The sequence below is a fragment of the Salipiger aestuarii genome, assembly GCF_003259905.1.
Lineage (GTDB): Bacteria > Pseudomonadota > Alphaproteobacteria > Rhodobacterales > Rhodobacteraceae > Salipiger > Salipiger aestuarii.
The window spans coordinates 1-2,054 of record NZ_QLMG01000108.1 but is presented as its reverse complement, the minus strand read 5'-3'; the positions used below and the strand labels follow the sequence as shown (position 1 = coordinate 2,054).

General features: G+C 59.4%; 2 pseudogenes. One reads left to right on the top strand and one right to left on the bottom strand.

The features are described 5' to 3' along the window. Positions 1-833: 833 nt before the first annotated feature. Positions 834-1,834 (bottom strand): annotated as a pseudogene (locus ATI53_RS22675) (IS5 family transposase). On the opposite strand from ATI53_RS22675, the pseudogene ATI53_RS23755 reads away from it, so the two are divergent. After that, a pseudogene (locus ATI53_RS23755) lies at positions 1,815-2,054 on the top strand (hypothetical protein); the annotation flags it as partial. The pseudogenes ATI53_RS22675 and ATI53_RS23755 overlap by 20 nt on opposite strands.

Below are 2,054 nucleotides of genomic sequence, written 5' to 3'. Positions count from 1 at the left end.
GCATCTGCGGTGGGGGCGGTGTTGCCGGGGGCTGATGGCCCGACCGAAGTGCCGGAAACCGTTGCGCTGATCGGTGACCCGCCGTAGGTGCCCGAAATGTCACAACCGGATGGGCAAGAGACTCTGGGTGAAAATGAACCCTCGGTGAGGGTGTTACCTGCGAATACGATGGTCCCGAAAGATTGGCCATTGGGCGGGGATGCTGAAAAGTAGGCCGCAACGTATGTGCTGTCCGAAGCTCTGAATTCGACCGTGATCACGGCCGAAGAAGCCGGGGGCTCAGGGTTGGTGCATTGATTAAGTGTCAGGTCCAACCAGACAACGCCGCCGCCCGCTCCGCCAGTGAGGGGAGGACAATTGTTATATTGCGCCTGGGCAGGGACCGCCGCCGCGAACCACAGAATCAGGCCCAAAAGCGCCGGGAGGCAGGACCGCGTCAGCCGGGGCATCAGAGCTGCGCGTTGACAAGGCTGCCCACTGCGGGATGCAAGGCTAGGAATTACGGCAATAAAATATGCGAATAAAAATTTCATGACTGTCAGACCCATTCCAAAAAGCTTCGGGCAAGCGAGATTTTTTAACTTGCGCAAGAAAACATCGTAGATCTCTGGCCCTACGGTCACCAATTCAACAACTTAGAGTAGTTAGCTATAGCCTCCCTGCAAACGCAACATTCCTGAACGGCTCATGGTAATTTTCTCCTAGCTGGGGCATTCTTAACACCATACATTTTCGACTCTCTCAAATTGAACGCGCCTCGGGTTTCGTGGTTAGCGATGGCTTTGTTGCACAAATCGGGGTGTGACCGCACTGCCCCTTTCGCCGGACGGACTTTATCCTACGGGCGCTGTGACGGGTATGCCAAGAGCGGTGAATCGGTTTAAGGCGGCGACGCGGACCTGGATTTCCGCGACCTGCCGGTCAAAGTCTCTGGACATGAGGGATTGGCCAAGCAGCTTGATGCAATTCATCTTGCTCTCGACACGGCTTCTTCGGTGGTATCCGCTCCATCGCCGCCACAGTGCCCCTCCCGGATATCGCGAGGCATTAACGGCCTCGTTCCGGGCGATAGCCCCGGCGCTGGCGGGTTTCCACGGCTTGGCGTTCTTGCGCGGCGGAATCACGGCATGAGCGCCGCGCGCGGCATTTGCGGGTGTCACAGGCCCCATCGGCAGTGACCGATCCGATGTCTTGGTCGCGTGGGATTTGGTCAAGCAACTCCGGTCGCATGGGCCCGTCACCGATATGGTTGCTGGTGATTTCAACGGCCCGGACTTCCAGTGTTTGTTCGTCGATCCCCCTCTCGGCGAATGTACCATTCGTCTGCCGGGCAATGGATGTGGATCTTGCGCCGGACCCGCCGTTTGGGACCACCATGCTTGCGTGCGTTCCACGCGCCTTCGTCCTCGCCCTTGATCCCGGTGCTGTCCGCTGCCCGGCAGGGCATTTCGCAGAAATGTCCCGAGAGGGGATCAGAAGGTGCAGCGGGCCGTTAGAGCCACGATACGGGATGTTCAAAGCCAGGGTCTTCTGGCGGCGCGAAAGTGTGCTGAAGTTAGGCGCCGTCCAGTTCAGACCGATTAGATGCAACAGGCTTTCGACGAACCCCGTCGTCTGGCGCAGCGCCATGCCGAACAGGACCTTCATCGTCAGACATGTCTGGATGGCGGTATCGCCGTAGGCCTGCGGGCGGCCAGGCCTGCCTGATGGCACGGCCTCGCAGATCATCTCGGGGGCCAAACCAGATCGTCAACGAGCCGCGGCGCTTGAGCGCTTCGTTACAGGCTGGCCAGTTTCCGGACTTGTAGGTCGGGGTGTCGCTCTGCTCATGCATCACAGCTACCACGCTGGATTTACAAGATGAATCCATCCTGGGTTTTGTGCAACAGAGCCTAGCGCCGCGCTACGCAACGAACGCCAACCTGATCTTCAAATGGTTGCGCGATCCGCGCTATGTGCCGGAGCCCCCGGCAGAGCCGGATGCGGCCCGTTTTGTGCCCGCCGAGATCGTCGATCGGCCCATGCAGGATGATGACAGAGCCGCCACCGGTCCG